Genomic DNA, 25,451 nt, shown 5'->3' on the forward strand with positions numbered 1-25,451 from the left:
GTACGCAAAATAGGCGGAGGCGGGATGGAGAGGCACCGGAGCCCGGATGGAGAGGTACCGGAGCGGTAGCCTTCCCCTGTCCGGGCACGGCTGTCGCGGACGGAGAGGTACAACGGATGACGCAGGTGGCGACGGGTTCCGGCCGCAGGGGCAGGGGGCGCCCGCCCCGGCTGTCGCGGGAGCGGATCGTCGAGGGCGCGGTCGAGGTCCTGCTCGCCGAACCGGCCGTCTCCCTCACCATCAAGCGCGTGGCCGACGTCGTCGGCGCCGCCCCCATGGCCCTCTACCGCTACTTCCCGGACCGCGACGCCCTCCTCCAGGCGACCGCCGACCACGTCCTGGAGGCCATGGAGCGCGCCCCCATCGCCGACGGCCCCTGGCCGGACCGCCTCCGCGCCTGGATGCGGGCGGCCCAGGCCAACCTCCGCCCCTACCCGCAGCTCATGCCGTACATGACGACCACCCGGCACCCCGCCTGGCTCCCCGGCCTGACCCGCCTCCGCGAGATCCTCACCCCGGCCGGCCTCTCCGCCGAGGACCTGGCCCTCGCCGTGGCCCTCATCTCCTCGACGATGCTCGGCCACGCCGTCTACGAGGGCTACCGCAGACCGGACGAGGAGATGACGGCCCTGCTCGACGAACTCCCCGGCCCCGACCCCGCGGCGGACGCCCTGCGCCCTCTCCTCGCCGGGCTGCCCGCCGCCCACGCGCGTCTCTACGACGCGATCCTCGACCAGACGGTCACGACGGTGGAGCGGCTGGCGGGCGGGGCGTCGGTCTGAGATCGGCGGGTCGTTCCGCCGTGCGGGTACGGGGACTTGGGCGGTCGGCGTACCGTACGGTGCGGTTGCAGGACCGGGGCGGGGTGGGGGAGGGCGTGTGAGCGAGCAGTTCGGTGGGCGTGGCGCTGTCGCGGATGCCGGGGCGGCGGCGGGCGGCGCGATGGTGGTGGTCGAGGAGCTGCGCCGCACCTACGGCAGTGGCGACACGGCTGTTCATGCCCTGCGCGGTGTCTCCTTCAGCGTGCCGCGCGGTGAACTCGTCGCGCTCCGGGGGCGATCCGGGTCCGGGAAGACCACCGTGCTCAATCTGGTCGGGGGCCTCGACACTCCGGACGGCGGCCGGATCACCCTGGACGGCACGGACTTGGCCGGGCTCGGTGACGACGAGCTGCTGGCGCTGCGCCGGGACCGGATCGGCTTCGTCTTCCAGTCCTTCGGGCTCATCCCGATCCTGACCGCCGCCGAGAACGTCGGGGTGCCGTTGCGCCTGCGGAAGGTCCCGACCCGTGAACGCGAGGCACGCGTAGACCTGTTGCTGTCCCTGGTCGGCCTCTCCGACCACGCGGACCAGCGCCCCGGCGAGCTGTCCGGCGGCCAGCAGCAGCGGGTCGCGATCGCCCGCGCGCTCGCCAACAACCCGGCCCTGATCATCGCCGACGAACCCACCGGCCAGCTCGACGCGGACACCGGTCTCACCGTGATGGATCTGCTGCGTGCGGTCGTCCGCAGCGAGTCGGTCACCGCGCTCGTCGCCACGCACGACACGCAACTCCTGGCGCTGGCCGACCGGGTGCTCGAACTTCGGGACGGACGGATCGTCGAGGACGACTGACCGCGTCGGCGGTCTTCCGCACTACGCTGGCCGCGGTCCGACATCGTTATCGGCAACCGCGGACTTCATTTCATCTCCTCCCATCTCCTCTCATCTCCTCGGGGGACCGTGTGGCAGTTCACCAACAGCCCACCGGGGCACCGGACTTGGACGAGCTGCGGCGGCGGGCCGCCGAGGCCGCGGTGCCGCGGCGCGAGGAGGGGCTGGTCGTCTGCGAGAACCTGGTGCGGATCTACCAGACCGAGGGCGTCGAGGTGCAGGCCCTCCAGGGGCTCGATCTGGCCGTGGCCCAGGGCGAGATGATCGCGGTGATCGGGGCGTCCGGTTCCGGTAAGTCCACCCTGCTGGGCATCCTCTCCGGCCAGGACGTGCCGACCGCGGGCGCGGCCGAGGTAGCCGGGCACGACCTGCTGGCGATGAAGCGCCGGGAGCGGCTCGACTACCGTCGCGGGACCGTGGGTTTCGTCTGGCAGCAGACCTCCCGGAACCTGCTGCCGTACCTCTCGGCGGCCGAGAACGTGATGCTTCCGATGACGTACACCGGGATCAAGCGTTCCCAACGCCGGGCGCGGGCGGAGGAGTTGCTCGACCTGCTGTCCGTCGGCCACTGCCGGGACCGTACGCCCGACACGCTCTCCGGCGGTGAGCAGCAGCGGGTCGCGGTCGCCGTGGCCAATGCCAACGAGCCCCGGGTGCTGTTCGCCGACGAACCCACCGGTGAACTCGACACCGCCACCAGCGACGAGGTCTTCGCCGCGCTGCGCCGGGCCAACGAGGAGTTGGGCGTCACCGTGATCGTCGTGACCCACGACGCGTTGGTCTCCGAGCAGGTCCAGCGGACGGTACGGATCCGCAACGGCCGTACGTCCACCGAGGTGTTGCGCCGGGTCGCCACCGACGAGGACGGTGTCGAGGTGCTCACCGCGGAGGAGTACGCGGTACTGGATGCCAGCGGGCGGCTGCAACTGCCGAGCGAGTTCACGGAGCGGCTGCATCTGCGCAAGCGGGTACGGCTGGCCCTGGAGAGCGACCACATCGGCGTATGGCCCGACGAGGCGGCTCGGCGGGCGAAGTCCGAGGCGGACGGCACGGAGACTGTGCGGTAACCGGCTTTCCCCCAGGGAGTGTTCAGGTCAGCCGAAGCACGGCTCCCAGGCGGCGCCTGCGGGCGAGGACCGTCTCGGTCGCCGCGGCGGCCAGGATCAGTGCGGTCACGCCGGCGACGAGGGCGAGGGTCAGTGAGTAGTCGGTGTGCAGGGCTGGTTGGGCCGGGCCGCCGGTGAACTGTCGTAGGTCCAACGTCCCGGCGAGCAGCCGGGGTTCGAGCAGGCCGAGCAGCGTTCCGCCGACTGCTGAGGCCAGCGCCAGGGGCAGTAGTTGCAGGAAGTGGATCGCCCCGGCCTCCTTGCCGCCGAGTCCGAGTGTGCGCAGGAACGAGGTGGTTCGGCTGCGTTCGTGCGAGGTCAGGGTCAGTTCCAGGGCGAGCGCGAGCAGACCGGACAGCGCGGCCAGGATCGAACTGGTCGTGTAGACCGTGCCGAGGCCCTGGGTCAGTCCGTCCGCGCGCAGGGTGCTCAGCGCCTCGGTGCGCACGCGGATCTGGGCCAGCGGGCCGAGCGCCTTGGCTGCCGCCGATCGCAGTGCCGCGGGACCGTCGCCCTTGAGGAGCAGGACGGTACTGCCCGAGTCCTGCTGGGGCAGGAGGCGGTCGGCGCCGGCGGTGGTGATCAACAGCGGTGTTCCTGGGGGGAGTTGCGCCGTGACCGGGCCGAGGAGGGGGTCGCGCAGTTCGGCGGTGGTGAGGGTGCCGACCGGCTTGAGGGTCAGGTTCACCGGGGGCTGCCCCTGGGTCACCACGGTGGTGGTGAAGCCACCGGCGCGCTCGCGCGTCCGCAGGTCGGGCGAGAGGAGGGACGGCAGCGGGACACTCGCGTCCACCCGGGTCCCCGACGGGATGGTCAGCCCGGACAGCAGGACAGCGGCCAGCGGTGACTTCGGGGCGACGGCGGCCAGTTGACGAGGATCGACGGTGACCACGGCGACCTGCGAGACCACCGCACCGTCGGCCTGCCCCGCGAGGTCGAGGGTGCGCAGATGCTGGAAGGCGGTCCGGATGCCGGTCGGGGCGATATTGCTGGACCCGGCAGGAGTCGCGGTCCCCGCCACCGTCGCGCTCGCGTCAGCCCCGGTGGTCCACGCCGCCCCCGTCGCCAGCCCATCGTCGACCGTGCGCTGCACCAGGCCCCCGAACACCGCCGTGCCCAGGGTCAACACCAGGACGAACAGGGCCAGTCCGGTCGCCGGGGCGTCGTGCGCGGCCCGGGCCGCACCGACGAAGCCCACTACGCCCCGGCCGCGACGGGTCTGCCGTAGCACCAGGCGGAGTACGAGCGGGTAGACGCGCAGCAGGATCAGTACGACGGACAGTGCCACCAGTACCGGTACCGCGCCCAGGATTCCGTCGGGGCCCTGTGAGCGGAGCGCGGTCACGCCCGCCGCCGTCGCGAGCAGCACCGTCAGTTCCAGGACCACGCGCCTGCCAACGGCGGTCTTCCGGCGCGTGCGGCGCAGTCGGCCGGGTCGGCGTGGCTCGCGGACCGCCAGCCAGGTCATCAGCGGCACCGTCAGGAGCACCACTGCAGTGACGAGGACGGCGGGCAACGGTTGCGGCGAACCGGATGTGCCGGTGGGCGCGAGGGCCCCGCCGGTCGCCCAGCCGAGCAGCGCGGCGACCAGTACCACCGGCCAGGCCACGGCGCAGCGCAGCAGCACCAGCCGGGCGGTGGACGCGCCCCGTGCGCGCTGCAACCGCAGGTGTGGCCGGCGTCGGCGCAGCAGCAGTCGTACCGCTACGGCTACGGTGGCCAGCGCGACCCCGGCGAGTGCGTCGACGGCGTACGTCGCGAGCGCTCGGGCCTGTCGGTCCTGGGCCGTGAACGTGGTGAGGAGCGGGGTCAGGGAGTCGGTCACCAGCAGGGACTGGGTGGACTGGCCGCCGACCTGGCAACTGATGTCACCGGTGACCCAGTCGCTGCCCTGGCACAGCGCGGCGCTCAGGTCCGCGCTGAAGTGGGACAGCGGCCCGGTCAGCGCGCGGGCCCGGTCGAGCGCCGCCCCGGACAGATCGGCGCGCAACTGCCAGGTCACCCGGGGGCCACCCACCCCGGCACCGGCCAACAGGTCGGCGGCGTCGCGGCCGACGAGGCCGCGGACGGCGAGGACCGTGCCGGTGGAGCGTTCCGCCGGGTAACGCGAGGGCTGGTCCAGGGTCTCGCGGCCGGTCCAGAAGCCGTCGGTGCTGGCCGTGGTGCGGTAGACGCCGCTCACCACCAACTCCGCTTGTGGCGCGGAGGTTTGTGCCCCTGGCGTCTTGGCGAACTCCAGGCTCAGTCGGCTGCCGGTCCGGACGCGCAGCGCCTGCGCTGTAGCTTGCGACAGGCTGATCTGGGGCGTGGTGGTCAGCGGTGTGTGGTCGGCGGGCGCGCGACCGCTGACGTAGCGGAGATGGGTCCGCGCGGACGGCAGGTAACTGGCCGTCAGCTGGGTGCTGGTGATCGCCGGGCCCGGCGGGCGGGGTGACAGCAGGGACGCCGGGTCGTAGTCGTAGCTGCCGCCGCCGGTGAAGGACAGGTGCCGCGCGGCTCCGCCGCTGAGCGGGTGGGTGAGGGTGCGGCCGGCGGCGAGCAAAGTGGCCATGTCCACGGTGGGCGGTGAGGTGTTGAAGATCTCCGGCGTGGTGCTCAGGCTGATGAGCGGGGCCTGGGCCTGTGCGGCGTCGACGCGTTGCCGCAACGCCCGGTCCTCCTGGCGCCCCGCGAGGGCGGGGGCCCACGCGCACAACGCCGTCAGCACCAGGACAAGTACCGCCAGGCAGACCAACATCGGCAGGTCACCACGGGTCTCCTTGCGGATCAGACGGCGGGTTACCGCCGGGCCCGGCTTCACGGGTCGTGCCACCGCCGCGTCCGTGTCCATGGTTCGGGTCACCGTCTGCCCATTCCTGTCGTACTCGGTCCCATGGGTCGCGACAACGCCGCTTCCGTGTCTGCGAGTTGGGTCACCGTCCGCGCTCTCCGATCGGGCCCCCGGCTCAACGGTCCTCCCCCGCCCGCAACACCCGCACCAGATCCACCCGGGCCAACAACCGCGCCAGCCCCAGCACAACCACACTGATGGCCAGCGCAGTTGCCACCGCCGTCAACGCCACCGTGCCCCAGGGAATCACCTGCGGCAGCGGCGGATACGGGACCTCTCCGGTGTCGTCCACCGTGACCAGCGGCAGCACCGCCGACGCCAGCGCCATCCCCATCAACGCCCCCGGCACCACCGCGAACAACGCCAACCCCACCTGCTCGGCGCCCAGGAGCGCGGACAGGCTGGTGGCGCGGACGCCGATCGCGCGGAGGAGGGCGAACTCCTTGCGGCGTTGACGGGTGGACACCACCGCGTGGACGGTGAAGGCGATGACCGCGAAACCGGGGGCCAGGTACCGGACCAGTTCCAGCACCCGGCGCAGGCCGGCGCGGAAGGGGTCCGCTTGCAGGGACGCGGCGGTGCGTGCCGTGGTCGCGACGCTGCCCAGCGCGGGCTGCGCCTCGGCGGCAGCGGCCGTACGCTCGCCGTCGGTGCTGTTCAGCCACCAGAACGCGGGGTCCTGCTGATCGGCACCCGCCAGGGTGAGCGCGGTGGCGAGTTGGCGCTGGTCGGCGATCAAGTGGCCCTGTCCGCGGCCCAGTCCGGGCGGTGAGTCGACGCGGCCCACGATCTTGGCGGTGATCCGGCCGCCGCCCAGGTCGAGTGTCGTGGTGCTGCCCAGGTGCAGGCGGGCCGCGCGCAGCGTCGAGGCGTCGGCGCGTACCGGAAGCGGTGCCGGACCGCCCGCCGGGCCCGCCACGAGCCTTACCTGGCTGCCGGGTTGGGTGGCGTAGTCGCTGTCGGCCAGCCCGCCGAAGGCGTCCGAGGTCGCCTGGGAGGGGTGGATGCCGGTGCTGACCGTGGTCCGGAGCACGGCCGAGCCGCCCGGCACGATCGCGCACACCCCGGGCATACCGGGGTTGTAGGTGTCGGTCAACTTCCCTTTGCACGCACTCTCGGTGGAGTCGGCGGCGTGCTCCGTACCGTCGAACCAGGCCTGCCCACCGGGCAGTCGAGAGACCCAGGCGTCCCCGGTGTCCGCAGTGTCCGAACTGCCCACAGTGCCGCGCGCACCGACCCGCATCACGTCCAGGTCCAGCCGCGCAGGACGGACATTCGGCTGCGGCAGCACACTGACCGCGGTCACCGTCAGCGGATACGCCCGCGGATGGCCCCCGCTCAGCGCCACACCCAGCGGGACCACGACCGTACGTCTTGCCCCGTCGGCGGTGGGCAGTCGCGCCGACACGACGCTGACCAGGCCGGACGCGTCCTGCACGGTCAGTTCGAGGCTCGGCGCCACCCGGCTGCCGTCGCTGCGCAGCCGCTCGTCCAGCAGCAGCGCGCTCGGCCGGCCGGGGAGCCGGATGCCGGGGACGACCGGCGACAGTGTGCGGGGCGCGGGTCCGCCGACCGTGCCGACCAGGTCCTCGGTGGCGCCGCCGGGCAGGTTCACCGTCGACCGCGTCACCGGTGTCACGCCGGTCACCCCCGGCAGCGCGCGATAGGCGGAGGCCAGCACCGCGGAGGGGTAACCGTCGTCCGCCGACGAGTCGATCCGCACATCCGCGCCGACGGTGAACGCGGCCTGCGCGGAGGCCAGTCCGCCCAGACAGGCCAGCGCGGTGGTGGCGAAGGCGCTCACCGACACGGCCAGGCACATCAGCACCACCGGCCCCGCGTTGCGCGCGGCCCGCCGACTCAACTGCCAACCGGCCAGGGCGAGTACGAGCCCCCGGCTACGCCGCCCGAACGCGTCCAGCAGCAGCGACGTCAGCGGCAGCAGCCGTAGCAACAACAGTGCGGCGGCGCCCGCCACCAGCGTCGGCACGAGGACCAGCACCGGGTCCGCGGACGCGCTGCCGGTGCCCGCGTCGGCGATCAGCGAGTGGTGCCGCCGCAACTCCAGGTATCCCAGGGTCGCCACGGCCAGCAACGCCAGGTCGGCACCCAGCCGTTGGGCGGCGGCGGCCCGCGCACCGCGCGCCGGCCGCGACCGCGCCGACGGCAGCACGGGCAGCAGCACCGCCGCCGCGTGCACCAGCAGAGTCAGTCCTACGGCCGCCCACGCGTCGGCGCCCCGGGTGCCGGGGTGCAGCAGCCCGGCCAGGAAGGGGGCGGCCACGGCGGCCGGTACGCCGGTCAGTGCCCACTCGGCCGTCGCGCCGCGCAGCAGCCTCAACGTGCCCGCGCCCCGGGCCTGTTGGAGGGCGAGTTCGCCGCGGCGGCGTTCGGTCAGCTGGCGGGCGGCCAGTACCAGGGTGGCCAGGGCGAGGACCGCGAGCAGCGCGCTCGGCAGGTACAGCGAGGAGCGGGCCGCGACCGTCGGGACCGTCAAGTCGTCGATCGCGCCCGGCAGTCCGGAGGCCACGGTCAGGTCGTCCAACGACGGCTGCCGTCCGCCGAACACCGACACCCCGCTCTGGCTGCCGGAGAAGGCGCGCAGCCGGTCGCGCAGCCCGGCGAGGCTGTCCGCGTCGAGCCTGGAGAGGTCGGGCTGCACGCTCCAGTGGGCGGTCAAGTGGCCGTTGAGGACGGCGCTGCCGTTGAGCGCCGACGCCGAGACCACCAGCAGATCCTGGTCGGCGGTCTCGCCCTCGGTCAGGTCACCGGCCATCGCGGGCCAGAACCCGACGGCACCGGTCGCCCGGAAGACCCCGGTGACCCGCATTGTCATGGGGCGGTTGAAGGCGTCCCGCACCCGAAGGCTCGAACCGGGCCTGATACCAAGGCGTTTGGCCAGCGCGTCGGGCACCGCCGTGTCGACCGGCGCGGTGGACCCGGTGGCGACCGGCACATCGGGCAGCGAGGTGAAGGCACCGGCCGGGGCGTCGCCCGTACCGGCGGGCCACCGCCCGGCCACCAACTCCCCGAACCTGCCCCCGTCTTGAACCGCGACGGGGTGCAACCCACTACCCCCAGGACCACGCGGCGGCCCCGCGACCCCGTCGATCCCCGTCACCGAGACCGGCGAGGTACCGAGCAGCCCGACATACGTCCGCTGCGGCACCCCGGCGAACACCCGCTCCGCCGCGGCCCGCACATCCCGGTCGGCGACGGCCATCCCCCCGGCCCGGTAGGCCGCGTTGACGTTCACCTGCGCACCGAGATCCCCGGCCAGCCGCCGTACGGCCCCGGCCTGCACCGAACTCCCCGCCAGCGCCGCGAGCGCGGCCAACGCCGTCGCACACAACAACACGGTCACCGAGACAGCGGCCAGCACCAGCCCGTGCTGCGAGGCTCGCCGGGCAACTGCGGGTATCTGCCGCCTAGTTGGGCCTGGAGCATCCGGCCGACGCCGAGACGAGGACGTGAAGGCCGTGGCGACCACATGAACCCCCGCAGAATCGAACATGTGACGGTGACGGCGCGCCACAGTCCTACCAGCCGTGCCCCGACGCCGCAAGAAAAGCTGATCGTCACGGCTGCCCAGTGGGGGAGTGCGCGGGGAAAATGCCTGAGTACGCCAGGGACGTTCGCTGTACGTTGGGCGGGCGCCCCGAGTTCCGCGGTGGCGCGCTTTCCCAGCTCAGAGGCCCAGTAGACGTTACGAGGCAGGCCCACCGTGTTCCTGACGATCAGCACCACCGGCACCCCCGAACGCCCCGCCACCGACCTCGGTTTCCTGCTGCACAAGCATCCCGACAAGGCGCAGGCGTTCTCCACGTCCTACGGCAAGGCGTACGTCCTCTACCCCGAGGCGGATCCCGGGCGGTGCACGGCGGCGCTGTTGCTGGAGGTCGACGCGGTGGCGCTGGTCCGGCGCGGCAAGGGCAAGGGGCGCGGCGGCGCGCCCGACGCGGCGCTCGCGCAGTACGTCAACGACCGCCCGTACGCGGCCTCTTCACTGCTCGCCGTGGCCCTGAGCGCGGTCTTCTCCAGCGCCATGCGGGGCGTGTGCAACGCCCGCCCCGAGCGCGCCGAACAGCCGCTGCCGCTGCGCATCGAGGTGCCCGCGCTGCCCGCCAGGGGCGGTCCCGATCTCGTCCGGAGCCTCTTCGCGCCGCTCGGCTGGACCGTCACCGTCGAACCGGTCGCGCTGGACGCCGAGTTCCCCGAGTGGGGCGACTCGCGGTACGTGAGCCTCGTACTGGAAGCGGAGACGCTGACTCTCGCCGAGGCGCTGCGGCACCTGTACGTCCTGCTGCCCGTGCTCGACGACGCCAAGCACTACTGGGTGGCGTCCGACGAGGTCGACAAGCTGCTGCGCGCCGGTGAGGGCTGGCTGCCCGCGCACCCGGAGCAGAAGCTCATCACCAGCCGCTACCTGTCCCGCCGTTGGTCCCTCACCCGGGAGGCCATGGAGCGACTGGAACTGGTGCGGCTCGCCGAGGCCGACGACAGCGAGGTCGAGTCGATCGACAACGCCGTCGAGCCGGAGACCGAGGCCGAGGAGAAGCCGACGCCGCTCGCCGTGCGGCGCCGGGACGCGATCATCGGGGCGCTCAAGACGTCCGGTGCCGGCCGCGTGCTCGATCTCGGGTGCGGGCAGGGGCAGTTGGTGCAGGCGCTGCTCAAGGACACCCGGTTCACGGAGATCGTCGGCACCGACGTGTCGATGCGCGCGCTCACCATCGCGAGCCGCCGCCTCAAGGTGGACCGCATGGGGGAGCGGCAGGCCTCGCGCGTCCAGCTCTTCCAGAGCTCGCTCGCCTACACCGACAACCGCCTCAAGGGCTACGACGCCGCCGTGCTCAGCGAGGTCATCGAACACCTCGACCTGCCCCGGCTGCCGGCCCTGGAGTACGCGGTGTTCGGCGCCGCCCGCCCGCGGACGGTCGTCGTCACCACCCCGAACGTCGAGTACAACGTCCGCTGGGAGACCCTCCCCGCCGGACACGTCCGGCACGGCGACCACCGCTTCGAGTGGACGCGCGCCGAGTTCGGGGAGTGGGCCGGGAAGGTCGCCCAACGGCACGGCTACGACGTCGAGTTCGTACCGGTCGGACCCGACGACCCCGAGGTGGGACCACCCACCCAGATGGCCGTGTTCAGCGTAAGCACCGTGAAGGAGGAGAAGGCCGCATGACGAACGAGACCCCCGCGAAGGTACGTACCCTGCCCGTCACCGACCTCTCCCTCGTGGTGCTGATCGGCGCCTCCGGCTCGGGTAAGTCCACCTTCGCGCACCGGCACTTCAAGCCGACCGAGATCATCTCCTCCGACTTCTGCCGGGGCCTGGTCGCGGACGACGAGAACGACCAGAGCGCCAGCCGGGACGCCTTCGACGTCCTGCACTACATCGCCGGCAAGCGCCTCGCCGCCGGCCGTCGCACGGTCGTCGACGCGACCAGCGTGCAGCAGGACAGCCGACGCCAACTGATCGACCTGGCAAAGCAGTTCGACGTGCTGCCCATCGCCATCGTGCTCGACGTACCGGAGGAGGTGTGCGCCCAGCGCAACGCCTCCCGCGTCGACCGCGCCGACATGCCCCGCCGTGTCATCACCCGCCACACCCGCGAACTCCGGCGCTCCCTCAGGGGTTTGGAGCGTGAGGGCTTCCGCAAGGTGCACGTCCTGCGGGGCGTCGAGGAGATCGACCACGCCACGATCGTCACCGAGAAGCGCTACAACGACCTGACCCACCTCACCGGCCCCTTCGACATCATCGGCGACATCCACGGCTGCGCCGCCGAACTGGAGACCCTGCTCGGCAAGTTGGGCTACGACGACGGCGTCCACCCGGCGGGCCGTACGGCCGTCTTCGTCGGCGACCTCGTCGACCGCGGCCCCGACTCGCCCGGCGTGCTGCGCCGCGTGATGTCCATGGTCGGCTCGGGCGACGCACTGTGCGTACCGGGCAACCACGAGAACAAGTACGGCCGTTACCTCAAGGGCCGCAAGGTCCAGCACACCCACGGCCTGGCCGAGACGATCGAGCAGATGGAGGGGGAGAGCGAGGAATTCCACGCCCAGGTACGGCAGTTCATCGACGGACTCGTCAGCCACTACGTCCTCGACGGCGGCAGGCTCGTGGTCTGCCACGCCGGCCTGCCCGAGAAGTACCACGGCCGCACGTCGGGCCGGGTCCGCTCGCACGCGCTCTACGGCGACACCACCGGCGAGACCGACGAGTTCGGCCTGCCGGTGCGCTACCCGTGGGCCGAGGACTACCGGGGGCGGGCGGCCGTCGTCTACGGCCACACCCCGGTCCCCGAGGCCACCTGGCTCAACAACACCATCTGCCTCGACACGGGTGCCGTCTTCGGCGGCAAGCTCACCGCCCTGCGGTGGCCGGAGCGGGAGTTGGTCGACGTACCGGCCGAGCAGGTCTGGTACGAGCCGACCCGCCCGCTGCGCACGGAGGCACCCGGCGGCCACGACGGCCGCCCGCTCGACCTGGCGGACGTGCACGGCCGCCGGGTGGTGGAGACCCGGCACGCCGGCCGGGTGTCGGTCCGCGAGGAGAACGCGGCGGCGGCTCTGGAGGTCATGAGCCGCTTCGCGGTCGACCCGCGCCTGCTGCCGTACCTCCCGCCGACGATGGCCCCGACGGCGACCTCGCACGTCGACGGCTATCTGGAGCACCCGGCGGAGGCGTTCGCGCAGTACGCCGACGACGGGGTCGCGCGGGTCGTGTGCGAGGAGAAGCACATGGGTTCGCGGGCGGTGGCACTGGTGTGCCGGGACGCGGAGGCGGCGGCCAAGCGGTTCGGCGTGGACGGGCCGACCGGTTCGCTCTACACGCGCACCGGCCGTCCGTTCTTCGACGACCAGGCGGTCACCGAGGAGATCCTCGGCCGGCTGCGGACGGCGCTCGACGAGTCGGGCCTGTGGGCGGAGCTGGACACTGACTGGGTGCTGTTGGACGCGGAGTTGATGCCGTGGTCGCTGAAGGCGTCCGGGCTGCTGCGCGGTCAGTACGCGGCGGTCGGCGCCGCGGCCGGTGCGGTGTTCCCGGGGGTGCTGGGCGCGCTGGAAGGTGCCGCGGGGCGGGGTGTCGACGTGGACGCGCTGCTGTCCCGGCAGCGTGAACGCGCCGCCGACGCCTCGGCGTTCACCGACGCGTACCGGCGCTACTGCTGGACCACGTCCGGCCTCGACGGTGTCCGGCTCGCCCCGTTCCAGTTCCTCGCGGTCCAGGGACGCAGCCTCGCCGGACTCCCGCACGACGACCAACTCGCCCTGCTGGACCGGCTGGTGGAGCACGACAGCACGGGCCTGCTGCAGACCACCCGTCGGCTGTACGTCGACACCGGTGACCCGGAGTCGGTACAGGCCGGTGTCGACTGGTGGCTGGAGATGACCGGGCGGGGTGGCGAGGGCATGGTCGTCAAGCCGGTCGGGGCGGTCGTACGCAGCGAGGCGGGCCGACTCGTCCAGCCCGGTATCAAGTGCCGGGGGCGGGAGTACCTGCGGATCATCTACGGTCCGGAGTACACGCGTCCCGACAACCTCGCCCGGCTGCGGGGGCGGTTCCTCAACCACAAGCGGTCCCTGGCGATCCGGGAGTACGCGCTAGGTCTTGAGGCGCTGGACCGGCTGGCCGAGGGGGAGCCGTTGTGGCGGGTGCACGAGGCGGTGTTCGGGGTGCTGGCGTTGGAGTCGGAGCCGGTGGATCCGCGGTTGTGACGGTGCGGGTGGATGGGCTAACGGGTGGGTGGGTGGGGGTGGTCGTCCTGGGACCCCGCCCCCAGCCCCCCCGTTTCCCACCCACTCACCCACCCATTAGCCCACCAACCGCAACCGCTCCCCGCAAACCCCCACCCGCACCCCCTGCCCCCAAGTCAACTCCACCGCATCCCCCTCCATCCCGTCCCCGAACACAACCAACCCCTCCGACTCGACGGTGAGTTGAAGCCCCGCCGATCCGCTCAGCTCACCCGAGACCAGCGACGTCCCGGTGACAGGCGAAGGCCACGCCTCCCGTACGAACCACACCAACCTGTCCTCCGAGGGGTGTGGCAGGGACAGGGAACTGCCCCGTTCCTGCCACACCGACCGGAGCCACCCCGTGGCCCCGGTGCCCGTTCCCACGAGCACCCCGGAGGACGCCTGGGCCTCGACGACACCCCCGTCGCCCTCCAGACCCAGGCGGTATCGGGCCGTCTGATGACCGACGGCTCCCAGATAGATCTCGTTGAGCGCGACCAGTCGCTGTGTGTCGTCGGCGACGGCCTCGACCATGGTCAGTTCGTCCACACCGGTGCCCGCCGCGTGCGCGGAGGGCAGCAACGTGGCCGCGTCCGACGGGCGGTGCCGTACCAGGACCCCCGGGTTGCGGCCGGGGTCGGTGTCGAAGCCCAACACCGGTTGCCCGGAGAGGTACTTGGCGACGTTCGCGACCAGCCCGTCCTGCCCGACGACCAGTACCACGTCCTCCGGCGCGAACAGGAACCGGTCCAAGTCGGCCCGCTCGACCTGGGTCTGACGCCAGGTCAGGGGGATCGCCGAGGACACCTCGGCCAGCGCCCGCCGGGTCCGGCGGTGCCGTTCGGCGACCTCCTCGATGTCCCGCCCCCGCGACCGGAGGAAGTACGCGGCCTGCCCGTGCGTCCCGTGCCGGGCGACCAACTCCTCGTACTCCGTGGTCCGGTGGACGAGGACGGCCCGCGGCGCGAGACTCACGCGCCGACCTCGCCGCCACCGGCACCGGCACCGGCATCGCCACCGGCACCGAGCCTGCTGAGCAGCCCCGTCAGCACGTCCGGCGAGATCGTCACGCTGTCGATGTTCGGCAGGTTCTCCGCGAGCCGCGTCCCGGTGAGCGCGTGCAGGGTCGCGACGTCGACGTCCGCGTGCACCCGCAGCCACGCCGCCTGGGCGTGGGCCCGCGCGTCACCGACCTCGCGCGCACCCTCGGCCTCGGCACGAGCGAGCCGTACGGAACGTGCCGCCTCGGCGTCGGCGAGCCGTACCGTACGGGTCGCCTCCGCCTCGGCCCGTACGCCGTCCGCGGCCGCGTGCTCCTCGGCCTCGCGGCGGGTGTTCGTGCCGCGCTGGTCGACCAACTGCTCCTCGCGGCGGGCGAGTTCGATCTGGCTGTCGAGTTCGTTCTCGGCGATCGCGCGCTCGCGCTCGACGGCGACGGCCCGGCGTTCGTAGGTGGCCTTGTCCGCCTCCTGCTGGATCTGTTCGCGGGCCGGGGTGCGCAGTGCCCGTTCCACCTCGGGCTCGGGGCGGATGGCCATCACGCGGACGGCGACCACCTCGATGCCGGTGGCCGGGAGGCGCGGTTCGGCGCCGAGGCCGGCCGCGATCCGCTCCCGTACCGCCGTCACGCCGTCGACCAGCGCGGATGCGAGAGGTGTCCGGGCGAGCACGGCCAGCGCGTGCTGCTGGGCCGTCTCCGTGAGCAGGGTGCCGAGTTGTTCGAGCGGCGATCCCCGCCACACGCCTGTGTCCGGGTCGACCGAGAAGTCGAGGCGGGCGGAGGCCAGGGCCGGGTCGCTGATGCGGTAGGTGACGGTCGCCTGGACCGCCACGTCCTGGAAGTCGGACGTACGGGCGTGGAAGGTCATGGCCAACTCCCGGTCGTCGACCGGCACTTCGGAGAGCGCGGCGGTCAACGCACGGAACCAGAAGCTGAGTCCGGGCCCGTCGTGCAGCAGCTTGCCCGAGCGGTGGTGCCGGATGTGCGCCGTAGGAGCCCCGCGCAGGTGGCGCCAGCCCAGGCGCCGGGTGATGTCGGCCATCAGAGTCCCTCAGATCCCGTCAATTCCCGTGGGATCCGGTCAGATCCCGCATCGATCTCGTCAGTAAGACGATAATCGTGCGGCCCACTTGTCGTCAAGGGGACGAAAACAAGTGGCGGTACGGGAAGCGGTGGCGGTATGTGAAGTAAGGGGGTGAACCCGGCCCCGGATGGTCAGGATGGAGACATGGCACTCCATGTCGACTCCGAGACCGGGCGGCTCCGCCGCGTCATCCTGCACCGGCCGGATCTGGAGCTCAAAAGGCTCACCCCCAGCAACAAGGACGCCCTCCTCTTCGACGACGTGCTCTGGGTGCGCCGGGCGCGCGCCGAGCACGACGGCTTCGCGGACGTGCTGCGCGACCGGGGCGTCGCCGTCCACCTCTTCGGCGACCTGCTCGCCGAGTCCCTGGCGATCCCGGCGGCCCGCGCGCTCGTCCTGGACCGCGTCTTCGACGAGAAGGAGTACGGCCCCCTCGCCACCGACCACCTCCGCGCCGCCTTCGAGGCCCTGCCCGCACCCGAACTGGCCGAGGCGCTCGTCGGCGGCATGACCAAGCGGGAGTTCCTGGAAGCCCACGCGGAGCCGACCTCCGTCCGCTTCCACGTCATGGACCTCGACGACTTCCTCCTCGCCCCCCTCCCCAACCACCTCTTCACCCGCGACACCTCCGCCTGGATCTACGACGGCGTCTCCGTCAACGCCATGCGCTGGCCGGCCCGGCAGCGCGAGACCGTCCACTTCGAGGCGATCTACCGGCACCACCCGCTGTTCCGCAGCGAGAAGTTCCACGTCTGGTCCGAGGGGCAGGCCGACTACCCGTCCACCATCGAGGGCGGCGACGTACTCGTCATCGGAAACGGCGCGGTGCTCATCGGCATGAGCGAGCGCACCACCCCGCAGGCCGTCGAGATGCTCGCGCACAAGCTGTTCGCCGAGGGCTCCGCGCAGACGATCGTGGCGCTCGACATCCCCAAGCAGCGCGCCTTCATGCACCTCGACACGGTGATGACGATGGTCGACGGCGACACCTTCACCCAGTACGCGGGGCTCGGCATGCTCCGGTCGTACACGATCGAACCGGGCGTCGGCGACAAGGAGTTGAAGGTCACCGACCATCCGCCGGAGCACATGCACCGCGCGATCGCCGCCGCCCTCGGTCTGGACGGGATCCGCGTCCTGACCGCCACGCAGGACGTGCACGCCGCCGCGCGCGAGCAGTGGGACGACGGCTGCAACGTCCTCGCCGTGGAGCCCGGCGTCGTCGTCGCCTACGAGCGGAACGCCACCACCAACACGTATCTGCGCAAGCAGGGCATCGAGGTGATCGAGATCCCCGGCAGCGAACTGGGCCGGGGCCGGGGCGGCCCGCGCTGCATGAGCTGCCCGGTCGAGCGGGAGGCCGTGTAGGCGTCCAGGGATCGGACTACCGTATAGAAATGCTAGGAGTCGTATAGAATTCCAAAAGACCTTGTACCCGTACCTGTATCCGTACCTGTACCCGCACCGATGGAGCGCCCCCATGGCGACAGTCCCGACCGCCCTCGCCGGCCGCCACTTCCTCAAGGAGCTGGACTTCTCCGAGGAGGAGTTCCGCGGTCTGATCGAGCTGGCCGCCGAGCTGAAGGCCGCCAAGAAGGCCGGGGACGAGACGCGGTACCTGTCGGGCAGGAACATCGCGCTCATCTTCGAGAAGACCTCGACGCGCACGCGCTGCGCGTTCGAGGTCGCCGCGGCCGACCAGGGGGCCTCGACGACCTACCTCGACCCGTCGGGCTCGCAGATCGGGCACAAGGAGTCGGTGAAGGACACCGCGCGCGTGCTCGGCCGTATGTTCGACGGCATCGAGTACCGCGGGGACAGCCAGGCGGCCGTGGAAGAGCTGGGTGCGTACGCGGGCGTGCCCGTGTACAACGGTCTCACCGACGACTGGCACCCCACCCAGATGCTCGCCGACGTGCTCACGATGACCGAGCACAGCGCCAAGCCGCTGAAGCGGATCGCCTTCGCCTACCTCGGCGACGCCCGCTTCAACATGGGCAACTCCTACCTGGTCACCGGCGCGCTGCTCGGCATGGACGTACGGATCGTCGCCCCGAAGTCGTACTGGCCCGCCGAGGAGATCGTCACCGCCGCCCGCGCGCTCGCCGAGCGGAGCGGGGCGCGCATCACGCTCACCGAGGGGATCGAGGAGGGGGTGACGGGTGCCGACTTCGTCGTCACCGACGTGTGGGTCTCCATGGGCGAGCCCAAACAGGTCTGGGACGAGCGGATCACGGCTCTCGCGCCGTATGCCGTGACCATGGACGTCCTGCGGGCCACCGGCAACCCGGACGTCAGGTTCCTGCACTGCCTGCCGGCCTTCCACGACCTCGGCACCAAGGTCGGCCGCGAGATATACGAGACCCACGGTCTCGACTCGCTGGAGGTCACGGACGAGGTCTTCGAATCCGCCCACTCGGTCGTCTTCGACCAGGCGGAGAACCGACTGCACACGATCAAGGCTGTGCTCGTGGCAACACTGGCCTGACCGGCGCGTACGCCGCCCGGCGGACTATCCCGCCGGACGCCACTGCTCCGGTACGACGGGCAGCCTGAACCACACCGCCTTGCCGGACTCGGTCGGGCGGTGGCCGCACGACGAGCTGAGGGCGCGGATCAGCAGCAGGCCGCGTCCGTGCTCCTGCCAGGGGTCGGGCTCCTCGGTGGCGGGCTTCGTCAGGCTTCCGGGCGGCTCGGGGTCGGGGTCGTGCACCTCGACCTGGCAGCCGGTGGGCAGCAGCTCGACCACGAGCTCTATGGGGGCGTCACCGGCGGTGTGCTCCACCGCGTTCGCGACCAGCTCCGCCGTCAGCAGCTCCGCGGTGTCGCTGTCGGCCGTGTACTTCACCTCGGACAGAGCCGTACGGACCAGTGCGCGCGCCACCGGCACGGCCGCGGCGGTGTGCGGCAGTGCGATGCGCCAGGAGGCGGAGGCAGAAGGGCGTTCTTGCAAGGCGGGTCCGTTCATGGAGCAGGCTGTCCTGCTTTCAACTATATGAATGGTACGGCGCCCTTTGTCAGGGTCTCTCGACGGGCACCGCCCGGGACTTTTGGCCCCGTGTCGAGCGGCATACCCCGTTCAACGGCCACTTCCGCACAGCTGCTCCCCTTGTTACCGCGCTATTGACGACTCGTGACGGATGCGACGGCAACAGGTCATTTCGACAGGCTATTCAGGCCGGGCACGAGAACGCCCTCGGACCCCGTGCGAAACGGGGTCCGAGGGCATTCCGCGGGCGAGGATCAGGCCAGATCGGCCATCCCCGCGGTGAGCGTCGCGCCGTCCGCCGGGTCGATCACCAGGAACGCGCCCGTACGGCGCGAGACCGCGTAGTCGTCCAGCGCGAGCGGCTCGGCGGTGCGCAGGGTGATCCGGCCCAGGTCGTTCGCCAGTAGTGCGGTGGCGCCGCCGAGGTCCTTGACGATCGCCTTCACCGTCCGCGTCGTGTGCCGCACCAGCACCCGGTCGCCGACCCGCAGCGGCCGGTCGGCCAGATGGCACACGGCGGCCCGCACATCCTGGGTGAGCGCGGGCGCGTCGGCCCCGGCGGTGATCATGTCCCCGCGCGCCACGTCCCGTTGATCGGCGAGCCGCAGGCTGACCGACTGCGGCGCGTACGCCACCTCGGCCCCGGTACCGAGCACGGAGATCCCGGCGATCTCGGAACCCTGACCGGAGGGATGCACCGTCACCCGGTCACCGACCCGCAGCGAACCGGACACCAACTGGCCCGCGTACCAACGCACTTCACCGTCCCGGATCACGTACTGCACCGGGAAACGGGCCGGCGCGTCCGACGGGTCCGCACCGACCGGCACATCCTCCAGGAACTCCAGCAGCGCCGGACCCGCGTACCAGTCCATGTGCGCCGAACGGTCCACCACGTTGTCGCCGACGAGCGCCGACACCGGGATCGGCGTGAAGGACGGCAGCCCCAACTCGGCGGCGTGGCCCGTGAATTCCTCGACGATCCGCTCGAACACCGGCTGCCCGTACCCGACCAGGTCCATCTTGTTCACGGCCAGGACGACATGGGGCACCCGCAGCAGCGCCGTTACGGCGGCGTGCCGCAGGGTCTGTTCCACGACACCGTTGCGCGCGTCGACCAGGATGATCGCCAGCTCGGCGGTGGAGGCGCCGGTGACCATGTTGCGGGTGTACTGCACATGGCCGGGGGTGTCGGCGAGGATGAACCGCCGCCGGGGCGTGGCGAAGTAGCGGTACGCCACGTCGATCGTGATCCCCTGCTCGCGCTCGGCGCGCAGCCCGTCCGTGAGGAGGGCGAGGTCGGGACCGTCCTGGCCGCGATCGGCCGACACCCGCTCCACGGCGGCCAGTTGGTCGGTCAGCACCGACTTGGAGTCGTGCAACAGCCGCCCTACGAGGGTCGACTTGCCGTCGTCGACCGAACCGGCCGTCGCGAACCGCAGCGTGTCGATGGTGGTCGTGCTCATGCTTAGAAGTACCCCTCGCGCTTGCGGTCTTCCATCGCGGCCTCGGACATCTTGTCGTCGGCACGCGTCGCGCCCCGCTCGGTGACCCGGGACGCGGCGATCTCGGCGATGACCTGCTCCAGCGTGGCGGCGTCGGAGTCGACGGCACCGGTGCACGACATGTCACCGACGGTCCGGTACCGCACCTGCCGCTTCTCGACGGTCTCGCCCGCCTTCGGCCCGCCCCACTCACCGGCGGTCAGCCACATGCCGCCGCGGTCGAAGACCTCGCGGTAGTGGGCGAAGTAGATCTGCGGGAGGTCGATGCCCTCGCGGGCGATGTACTGCCAGACGTCCAGCTCGGTCCAGTTGGACAGGGGGAAGACGCGGACGTGCTCGCCGGGCGCGTGCCGCCCGTTGTACAGATTCCACAGCTCGGGGCGCTGGCGGCGCGGGTCCCACTGCGAGAACTCGTCCCGGAGCGAGAACACCCGCTCCTTCGCCCGTGCCTTCTCCTCGTCCCTGCGGCCGCCACCGAAGACCGCGTCAAAGCGCTCGGACTGGATCCTCTCGGTCAACGGCACGGTCTGGAGCGGGTTCCGCGTCCCGTCGGGGCGTTCGCGCAGCACACCGCGGTCGATGTAGTCCTGTACGGAGGCCACATGCAGACGCAGCCCGTGCTTCTCGACCGTGCGGTCGCGGTATTCAAGGACCTCGGGGAAGTTGTGTCCGGTGTCCACATGCAGCAGCGTGAACGGCACCGGCGCGGGCGCGAACGCCTTCAGCGCGAGGTGCAGCATGACGATGGAGTCCTTGCCGCCGGAGAAGAGGATCACCGGCCGCTCGAACTCACCCGCCACCTCGCGGAAGATGTGCACCGCCTCCGACTCAAGGGCGTCCAGGTGCGAGAGCGTGAAGGCTTCCGTGGTCGTCACCGCGCTCACACCAGCCCCCGCTCGGACAGCACCGCGTACACCGCGTCCGCCGACTCCCGCGGGCTCTGTACCTGCGTCGGCAGGGTGAGCGCCGGGTCCGTGGGCGGCTCGTACGGGTCGTCGACACCGGTCAGGCCGGTGAGGTGGCCCGCGGCCTGGCGGGCGTAGAGGCCCTTCACGTCGCGCTCGCTGCACACCTCGACGGGGGTCGCGACATGGACCTCGATGTACGGCGTCCCGCTCGCCTCGTGGCGCTTGCGGACGGCCTCGCGGCTGTCGGCGTACGGGGCGATGACCGGGACGACGGAGAGCACGCCGTTGCGCGCGAGCACCTCGGAGACGAGGCCGATGCGCTGGACGTTGGTGTCGCGGTCCTCGCGGGAGAAGCCGAGGCCGGCCGAGAGGAAGCGGCGTACCTCGTCGCCGTCGAGGACCTCCACGCGACGTCCCTCGGCTCTCAGCCGCTCCCCGAGATGCTGGGCGATCGTCGTCTTACCCGCGCTCGGCAGTCCGGTGAGCCAGACGGTGGCTCCCTGAGCCCTTGCCGTGGTGGTCATGCGCAACAGTCCTCTTCCTTACCCGACGAGCGACGTCGTCGAAGGCTAGGTAAGAACTCTGAGAGGACCTGCTAAGGAAGCTGAGGTTTGGCTGAGGGCCGCCGTCACACGCCCGCGAACGCGGCCCCCGCGTCCCGCAGCCGCTCGTGCAGCGCGCGGAACACCTCGGCCGAGCGGGCGCCCGGCCAGTCCCGGGGGAGCAGGCTCGCGGGGAGTCCGGGGTCGGCGTAGGGGAGGTGGCGCCAGGAGTCCAGGGCGAGGAGGTAGTCGCGGTACGCGTCCTCGGGCGGGGTGTCCGCGCGCTGCTCCCAGGCGTGCAGCACGCGCGCGTGGCGGTCGAGGAACGCCTGGTGCTGTGCGGCGATCGCGGGCAGGTCCCACCAGCGGGCCACGGCCTCGGCGGTCGCCGCGAAGCCGAGATGCTCACCGCGGAAGAAGTCGACGTACGGGTCGAGGCGCAGCCGCTGGAGGATGTGCCGGGTCTCCTCGTACAGGCGGGCGGGGGCGATCCACACGCCCGGGGCGGCGGTGCCGAAGCCGAGGCCGGACAGGCGGGAGCGCAGGACGTGCCGCTTCTGGCGCTCCGACTCGGGTACGGAGAACACCGCGAGCACCCAGCCCTCGTCCTCCGGGGGTGTGGCCGCGTAGACGCGCCGGTCGCCGTCGTCGAGCAACTGCCGTGCCTCGGGCGAGAGTTGGTACCCGGCGGCGCCTTCCGCCGTACGGGCCGGCAGGAGCAGCCCGCGCCGTTTAAGGCGGGACACCGACGAGCGCACGGAGGGCGCGTCGACGCCGGCCGCGGCCAGGAGCCGGATCAGTTCCGCGACCGGAACCGGGCCGGGCACGAAGCGGCCGTACGCGCCGTAGAGCGTGACGATGAGAGACCGTGGAGCAGGCTGGTCGGACACGTTGATCATCTTAGGCCGACGGTATCGCTGCTGGTCACCTCGGGTGCGCCCCTGAACTTCAAGGCGTCGGACGATCACCGTGGGTAGCGGGTTCGGGCAGACGATCACGAGCGAACGGTCAGGCGGCGACGGCGAGTCGGTCCGCCGGGACCCGGTGCGGGGCGACGATCCGGCCGTCGGGAAGAACGGCGCCCAGGTCGTCGAAGACGATCGCGCCGTCGCACAGCAGTGTCCAGCCCTGCTCGGGGTGGGCGGACACGATGTGCGGGGTGGTGGTCTCGGTGTCGGTCACGGGGCACGAGGACTGGTGGGAACACATGGCGTACCTCCACGTCGGATGCGATCCGTTCCGGCGGCTCCGTCACCGCCCGCATCGCATATACAGACCATCCTCCCGCTGCGAACTCATCGGAACCGCCCGCTGTGAAGCGTGACAACACGCGGACAACACTCGGACGGTTCCACGACGCTCGGTGCGGACCCGCCACCTAATGAGTGACGATCGCGACGCTCGGTACGGACTCGCCACCGAAGGAGTGAGGATCACGGGAGTTGAGGCCGTCGCCCGGTACCAGTGGAGGCCCCAACTCCAGGAGGTACTCCCATGTCCCTGCGTTCCGTCCTCGGTACGGCGGCCGGTGCCGCGCTGCTCCTGCTGGCCGCCGCCCCCGCCGCGACCGCGTCCGCCGCCCCGTACGAGACGGTGACGGTCGACCCCACGGGCACGATCGCCCCGGACGGCACCGTCACCCTCTCCGGCACCTACCGCTGTCTCGGCAACTCGGGTGCCGTCTTCGTCAGTTCCTCCGTCATGCAGGGCGACCCCTCGGTCCATCACGGCATCGGCGGCACCCGCGCGGTCTGCGACGGCACGGAGCACAGCTGGGAGAACTCGGGCAAGCCGTCCCACCCGGTCACCCCCGGCGCCGCCCGGGTCGAGGCCACCGTGATGGAACTCTCCGCCGGCTCCGGCCTGCCCCTGCCCCGCTTCCACGCGGCGCAGCAGCAGGACGTCACCCTCACCCAGAGCTGAGCCCGCGGTCGGCGGCAGCGGTGCCGGACGCCTTCAGGACGGGGGCGGCGTCCGGCACCGGCCGCCGGTCGGACGTGTACCTATAGTGCCGGGGTGAATGATCCGAGGCGCTTCGACGAGACGGCCGAACTGGCGGGACTGGGTGGCCGCTTGAAGGTCTACCGATGCCATCGCCCGTGGCGACACGAGGAGTTGGCGCTCCTGCCGACGCTCGCCGTCGACGGCGCGGTGTACGGGGTGACGAAGTCCTGGTGGCTGACCGCGCCGATCGCGGTGCTGGTCCTGGTGGCGTCCTTCAAGGCCCTCCGGCGCATCCCGCCCCGCGAGGGACTGCGCCAAGTCGTCCTCTACGACGGCGGGTTGCTGCTCGCCTACGCCGACGGCCCGCCCGTGCCGGTGCCGTGGGACGCGATCGAGTCGACCGAGGTGGACCACGGGGCCGTCGAGAGCAAGGGCATCGTCAAGGTCGAGACGCGTCGGCGGTTCGCGACGGTCACCGTGCATCTGAGGAAGAAGCGGCAGCCCCTCGTACTGATGCACGTCGTAGGGCAGTACACCCTCGCCAAGGCCGTCGAAGAGGCGCTGCGCCCAGGGCTGTTGGACCGCATGCGCGGCACGCTGGACGCCGAGGGGCGCGTCGAGCTGGGGCGCCTCGCGGTGACCGGGACCGGGCTGGTGCTGCCGGGGCCGGACCGGGGCGGCGCGGAAATTGCCCTGGAATGGGCCGAGTTGGACGAGACCCGGGCCGACGGGCTCACGAAGGTCTGGATACGTCCGCGGCACGCGAAGGAGTGGCGGGTCGAGGTCCGCAACGCGACCGTCGTGCGTGACTTCATCGAGGAGACCCGGTCGCTGTCCGCCTGACCGGCCCCGCGCCCGCACCCTCAAGGGGTGCGGGCCGAAGGGGAGTTGAGATCGGCTCCGTCAGTGCTGGGTGTTGCTCGCCCAGATCGCGGTCGAGCCGCCGGAGTAGATCACCATGTTGCCGTCGCCCTGGAGGCGGAGGATCGAGCCGTCGTGGCTGCCGGTGTTGCTGGCCCAGACGGGCTGGTTGCCGGAGGTGTAGACGACGAGGTTGCCGTCCGCCTGGAACACCGCGTGGTAGTTCGAGCCGAAGGTCATGGTGGCCCAACGGGCCTTGTTGTTCTCGTCGTAGAGGACGAAGTTGCCGTCGGTCTGCATGCGCAGCCGGGCCTTCTTCGCGTTGATGGACTGGCCCGCCTTCAGCACCCGGGTGGCCGTGACGAGGACGTCCGACGGGTACGAGGACTTGGACGTCGTGGTGGTGGTGCTCGATTTCGTCCCGGACTTGGTCGTCGTGGACTTCTTCGTCGCCTTCGCCGTCGGCTTCTTCGTCTTCTTGATCGTCGTCGGCTCGCTCACCGGCCGCGCGACGGTCGTCTTCCCCGGCGAGGCCTTGTGCGGTGTGGCGATCTTCGGTGTGGCGTGCCCGGTGGGGGCGGTCGGGGTGCCCGAGGCGTACGCCCCGGCGCCCTGCGTCGCCGCGCTGTCGCCGAGGATCGTGCCCGCCTGGTCGGCGACCACCCGGTCGTGGCTCTCCGGCGTCCGGTCCCGGCTCATCAGCAGCCCCGGTACGGCGATCAGCAGCGCGCCGAGCACGGCCGCACCGGCCAGCAGCGGGCGGCCCGGGCGGCCGACGGACGCGGCCGCCGTGCTTCCGGGGGTCGGTCCGTCGCCCTCGGGGATGCTCACGGCCAGCGCCCCGGCGGGCGCCTCGGCCTCGGCTTCCTGCCGCGCCGCGCGGGCGGCGGCAGCGGATTCCGGGCCGGCCGGTCCCGCGGGTTCGTCCGGCGTACGGCCGCTGCCTGCGAGCGCTTCGGCCTCCGCCGCCGAGATCGCGGGACGGGCCGGCTCCGCCGCGACGGACTCCGCGGAGACGACCCCGGGGGACCCGAGTGAACCGGCCGCCGCTGAAAGGGACTTGGGCGCCCCGCCCGCGGTACTCGCGGCCGATGTCCCGCTCGCCGTGGTGGAGGCTTCCTCAGCGGACGCCGCCGCTGATATCGATGTCGGTGCCGTCGGGTCCGCCGCCGTCGCTTCCCCGGCCGAGGCGCCCGTCACAGAATTCGCTGCCGCGTTCTCTGCCGCCGTTTTCCGCGCGGCCGGTCCGGTTCGCTCTGTCATCCGCCCTGTCCGCT

General features: G+C 71.8%; 20 protein-coding genes. 9 read left to right on the forward strand and 11 right to left on the reverse strand.

Features of this window, described 5'->3' with window-relative positions:
• The first annotated feature begins 116 nt into the window (after window positions 1-116).
• The 3 genes from OG407_RS37595 to OG407_RS37605 all read left to right on the forward strand — a co-directional run bounded on the left by OG407_RS37595 (window position 117) and on the right by OG407_RS37605 (window position 2,720).
• A complete protein-coding gene (locus OG407_RS37595) occupies window positions 117-782 on the forward strand; it encodes a TetR/AcrR family transcriptional regulator (RefSeq protein ID WP_405864152.1) in 666 nt (221 codons plus the stop codon).
• Between the two features lie 160 nt (window positions 783-942).
• A complete protein-coding gene (locus OG407_RS37600; RefSeq protein ID WP_403585258.1) occupies window positions 943-1,614 on the forward strand; it encodes an ABC transporter ATP-binding protein in 672 nt (223 codons plus the stop codon).
• 146 nt (window positions 1,615-1,760) lie between these two features.
• Window positions 1,761-2,720, forward strand: coding sequence for an ABC transporter ATP-binding protein (locus OG407_RS37605; protein ID WP_405868824.1), 960 nt, complete (start codon window positions 1,761-1,763; stop codon window positions 2,718-2,720).
• Window positions 2,721-2,742: 22 nt separating this feature from the next.
• Here the strand turns inward: OG407_RS37605 and OG407_RS37610 are convergent, their stop codons facing one another.
• On the reverse strand, window positions 2,743-5,601 hold the full coding sequence (locus OG407_RS37610; RefSeq protein WP_405864154.1) for a hypothetical protein: 2,859 nt from the start codon (window positions 5,599-5,601) through the stop codon (window positions 2,743-2,745).
• A gap of 103 nt (window positions 5,602-5,704) precedes the next feature.
• Window positions 5,705-8,971 carry an FtsX-like permease family protein gene (locus OG407_RS37615; protein WP_405864156.1) on the reverse strand — a complete coding sequence of 1,089 codons (3,267 nt, stop codon included), beginning with the start codon at window positions 8,969-8,971 and terminating at the stop codon, window positions 5,705-5,707.
• 342 nt (window positions 8,972-9,313) lie between these two features.
• Between OG407_RS37615 and OG407_RS37620 the strand changes: the two genes are divergently transcribed.
• On the forward strand, window positions 9,314-10,777 hold the full coding sequence (locus OG407_RS37620; protein ID WP_405864158.1) for a 3' terminal RNA ribose 2'-O-methyltransferase Hen1: 1,464 nt from the start codon (window positions 9,314-9,316) through the stop codon (window positions 10,775-10,777).
• A complete protein-coding gene (locus tag OG407_RS37625) occupies window positions 10,774-13,320 on the forward strand; it encodes a polynucleotide kinase-phosphatase (protein WP_405864160.1) in 2,547 nt (848 codons plus the stop codon). The genes OG407_RS37620 and OG407_RS37625 overlap by 4 nt, the downstream gene beginning before the upstream one ends.
• A gap of 96 nt (window positions 13,321-13,416) precedes the next feature.
• Here OG407_RS37625 and OG407_RS37630 read toward each other — a convergent pair whose 3' ends face one another.
• Both OG407_RS37630 and OG407_RS37635 read right to left on the reverse strand, forming a co-directional pair.
• Window positions 13,417-14,316 carry a hypothetical protein gene (locus OG407_RS37630; RefSeq protein ID WP_405864162.1) on the reverse strand — a complete coding sequence of 300 codons (900 nt, stop codon included), beginning with the start codon at window positions 14,314-14,316 and terminating at the stop codon, window positions 13,417-13,419.
• A complete protein-coding gene (locus OG407_RS37635; protein ID WP_405864164.1) occupies window positions 14,313-15,383 on the reverse strand; it encodes an SPFH domain-containing protein in 1,071 nt (356 codons plus the stop codon). The genes OG407_RS37630 and OG407_RS37635 overlap by 4 nt, the downstream gene beginning before the upstream one ends.
• Before the next feature lie 186 nt (window positions 15,384-15,569).
• On the opposite strand from OG407_RS37635, the gene OG407_RS37640 reads away from it, so the two are divergent.
• Both OG407_RS37640 and argF read left to right on the forward strand, forming a co-directional pair.
• Window positions 15,570-16,793, forward strand: coding sequence for an arginine deiminase (locus OG407_RS37640; RefSeq protein ID WP_405864166.1), 1,224 nt, complete (start codon window positions 15,570-15,572; stop codon window positions 16,791-16,793).
• 112 nt (window positions 16,794-16,905) lie between these two features.
• On the forward strand, window positions 16,906-17,913 hold the full coding sequence (argF, locus tag OG407_RS37645; RefSeq protein ID WP_405864168.1) for an ornithine carbamoyltransferase: 1,008 nt from the start codon (window positions 16,906-16,908) through the stop codon (window positions 17,911-17,913).
• Window positions 17,914-17,937: 24 nt separating this feature from the next.
• Here argF and OG407_RS37650 read toward each other — a convergent pair whose 3' ends face one another.
• From OG407_RS37650 to OG407_RS37675, 6 genes are all read right to left on the reverse strand, one after another.
• Window positions 17,938-18,393: an ATP-binding protein gene (locus tag OG407_RS37650; protein WP_405864170.1), complete on the reverse strand. Its 456-nt coding sequence runs from the start codon at window positions 18,391-18,393 to the stop codon at window positions 17,938-17,940.
• A gap of 275 nt (window positions 18,394-18,668) precedes the next feature.
• The gene (locus OG407_RS37655; RefSeq protein WP_405864172.1) at window positions 18,669-19,880 is read right to left on the reverse strand and encodes a sulfate adenylyltransferase subunit 1; all 1,212 of its coding nucleotides are present in this window, start codon (window positions 19,878-19,880) and stop codon (window positions 18,669-18,671) included.
• Between the two features lie 2 nt (window positions 19,881-19,882).
• Entirely contained in the window at window positions 19,883-20,803 is a 921-nt protein-coding gene (cysD, locus tag OG407_RS37660; protein ID WP_405864174.1) for a sulfate adenylyltransferase subunit CysD, read from the reverse strand.
• On the reverse strand, window positions 20,800-21,351 hold the full coding sequence (cysC, locus tag OG407_RS37665) for an adenylyl-sulfate kinase (RefSeq protein ID WP_405864176.1): 552 nt from the start codon (window positions 21,349-21,351) through the stop codon (window positions 20,800-20,802). The genes cysD and cysC overlap by 4 nt, the downstream gene beginning before the upstream one ends.
• A 104-nt stretch (window positions 21,352-21,455) precedes the next feature.
• Entirely contained in the window at window positions 21,456-22,268 is an 813-nt protein-coding gene (locus OG407_RS37670; protein ID WP_405864178.1) for a PaaX family transcriptional regulator C-terminal domain-containing protein, read from the reverse strand.
• A 109-nt stretch (window positions 22,269-22,377) separates the two neighbouring features.
• A complete protein-coding gene (locus OG407_RS37675) occupies window positions 22,378-22,578 on the reverse strand; it encodes a DUF5999 family protein (RefSeq protein ID WP_405864180.1) in 201 nt (66 codons plus the stop codon).
• 285 nt (window positions 22,579-22,863) lie between these two features.
• Between OG407_RS37675 and OG407_RS37680 the strand changes: the two genes are divergently transcribed.
• Both OG407_RS37680 and OG407_RS37685 read left to right on the forward strand, forming a co-directional pair.
• On the forward strand, window positions 22,864-23,292 hold the full coding sequence (locus tag OG407_RS37680) for a DUF6299 family protein (RefSeq protein ID WP_405864182.1): 429 nt from the start codon (window positions 22,864-22,866) through the stop codon (window positions 23,290-23,292).
• A gap of 93 nt (window positions 23,293-23,385) precedes the next feature.
• On the forward strand, window positions 23,386-24,156 hold the full coding sequence (locus tag OG407_RS37685) for a hypothetical protein (RefSeq protein ID WP_405864184.1): 771 nt from the start codon (window positions 23,386-23,388) through the stop codon (window positions 24,154-24,156).
• A gap of 60 nt (window positions 24,157-24,216) precedes the next feature.
• Here the strand turns inward: OG407_RS37685 and OG407_RS37690 are convergent, their stop codons facing one another.
• The gene (locus OG407_RS37690; RefSeq protein ID WP_405864186.1) at window positions 24,217-25,437 is read right to left on the reverse strand and encodes a hypothetical protein; all 1,221 of its coding nucleotides are present in this window, start codon (window positions 25,435-25,437) and stop codon (window positions 24,217-24,219) included.
• Between the last annotated feature and the right edge of the window lie 14 nt (window positions 25,438-25,451).

This window comes from Streptomyces sp. NBC_01515 (assembly GCF_045040345.1).
Classification (GTDB): Bacteria; Actinomycetota; Actinomycetes; order Streptomycetales; family Streptomycetaceae; genus Streptomyces.

Coding starts and splice junctions, on each gene's coding strand:
- OG407_RS37595 (WP_405864152.1), top strand. CDS start 117: ATGACGCAGGTGGCGACGGGTTCCGGCCGCAGGGGCAGGGGGCGCCCG.
- OG407_RS37635 (WP_405864164.1), bottom strand. CDS start 15,383: ATGGCCGACATCACCCGGCGCCTGGGCTGGCGCCACCTGCGCGGGGCT.
- OG407_RS37675 (WP_405864180.1), bottom strand. CDS start 22,578: ATGTGTTCCCACCAGTCCTCGTGCCCCGTGACCGACACCGAGACCACC.
- cysC (WP_405864176.1), bottom strand. CDS start 21,351: ATGACCACCACGGCAAGGGCTCAGGGAGCCACCGTCTGGCTCACCGGA.
- OG407_RS37625 (WP_405864160.1), top strand. CDS start 10,774: ATGACGAACGAGACCCCCGCGAAGGTACGTACCCTGCCCGTCACCGAC.
- OG407_RS37650 (WP_405864170.1), bottom strand. CDS start 18,393: ATGAACGGACCCGCCTTGCAAGAACGCCCTTCTGCCTCCGCCTCCTGG.
- OG407_RS37600 (WP_403585258.1), top strand. CDS start 943: ATGGTGGTGGTCGAGGAGCTGCGCCGCACCTACGGCAGTGGCGACACG.
- OG407_RS37690 (WP_405864186.1), bottom strand. CDS start 25,437: ATGACAGAGCGAACCGGACCGGCCGCGCGGAAAACGGCGGCAGAGAAC.
- OG407_RS37640 (WP_405864166.1), top strand. CDS start 15,570: ATGGCACTCCATGTCGACTCCGAGACCGGGCGGCTCCGCCGCGTCATC.
- OG407_RS37655 (WP_405864172.1), bottom strand. CDS start 19,880: ATGAGCACGACCACCATCGACACGCTGCGGTTCGCGACGGCCGGTTCG.
- OG407_RS37680 (WP_405864182.1), top strand. CDS start 22,864: ATGTCCCTGCGTTCCGTCCTCGGTACGGCGGCCGGTGCCGCGCTGCTC.
- argF (WP_405864168.1), top strand. CDS start 16,906: ATGGCGACAGTCCCGACCGCCCTCGCCGGCCGCCACTTCCTCAAGGAG.
- OG407_RS37670 (WP_405864178.1), bottom strand. CDS start 22,268: ATGATCAACGTGTCCGACCAGCCTGCTCCACGGTCTCTCATCGTCACG.